The 1,336-nt window shown below is 60.9% G+C and carries 1 protein-coding gene; it reads left to right on the top strand.

The features are described from left to right. A partial coding sequence (locus AC1DSG_RS31215; protein WP_477794302.1) for an aldehyde dehydrogenase family protein occupies window positions 1-1,336 on the top strand: 1,336 nt, incomplete at both ends.

Raw genomic sequence — 1,336 nt, forward strand, 5'->3', positions numbered from 1 at the left:
GCGCTATGGCAACTTCATCGGCGGCGAGTTTGTCGCGCCAGTCAATGGCGAATACTTCACCAACACCTCGCCGGTTACCGGTGAAGTGATTGCCGAATTTCCACGCTCCAGCGCCGCCGACATCGAAAAGGCCCTTGACGCGGCGCATGCCATTGCGGATGCCTGGGGCAAGACCTCGGCCCAGGACCGTTCGCTGGTGCTGCTGAAAATCGCCGATCGCATTGAACAAAACCTGGAAATCCTCGCCGTCACCGAAACCTGGGACAACGGCAAGGCCGTACGCGAAACCCTCAACGCCGACGTGCCGTTGGCCGCCGACCATTTCCGTTACTTCGCCGGCTGCATTCGCGCCCAGGAAGGCGGCGCAGCCGAAATCAACGAGCTGACCACCGCCTACCACTTTCATGAGCCTTTGGGCGTGGTCGGGCAAATCATTCCGTGGAACTTCCCGCTGCTGATGGCCGCCTGGAAACTCGCCCCGGCCCTGGCCGCGGGCAACTGCATCGTGCTTAAACCTGCCGAACAGACGCCGCTGTCGATCATGGTCTTCGCTGAGCTGATCGCCGATCTGCTGCCAGCGGGCGTGTTGAACATCGTTCAAGGCTTCGGTCGAGAAGCCGGCGAAGCGTTGGCCACCAGCAAACGCATCGCCAAAATCGCCTTCACCGGTTCGACCCCGGTGGGCGCGCACATCATGCATTGCGCCGCCGAGAACATCATTCCAAGCACGGTCGAACTGGGCGGCAAGTCGCCGAACATCTTCTTCGAAGACATCATGAACGCCGAGCCACAGTTCATCGAGAAAGCCGCCGAAGGCCTGGTGCTGGCATTCTTCAACCAGGGCGAAGTGTGCACCTGCCCATCGCGGGCGCTGGTGCAAGAATCGATCTACGAACCGTTCATGGCCGAGGTGATGAAGAAGATCGTCAAGATCAAGCGCGGCAACCCGCTGGACACCGAAACCATGGTCGGCGCCCAGGCGTCCGAGCAGCAATACGACAAGATCCTCTCGTACCTAAAAATCGCTCAGGAGGAGGGGGCTGAACTGCTCACCGGTGGTGCCGCCGAGCGTCTTGAAGGTGACTTGTCCAGCGGCTATTACATCCAGCCAACGCTGCTCAAGGGTCACAACAAAATGCGCGTGTTCCAGGAAGAAATCTTCGGCCCGGTGGTGGGTGTCACTACGTTCAAGGACGAAGCCGAAGCGCTGGCGATTGCCAACGACAGCGAGTTCGGCCTCGGTGCCGGCCTCTGGACCCGCGACATCAACCGCGCCTACCGCATGGGCCGGGCGATCAAGGCCGGGCGTGTCTGGACCAACTGCTACCACCTGTAC

The sequence above is a fragment of the Pseudomonas sp. P5_A12 genome (assembly GCF_056400685.1).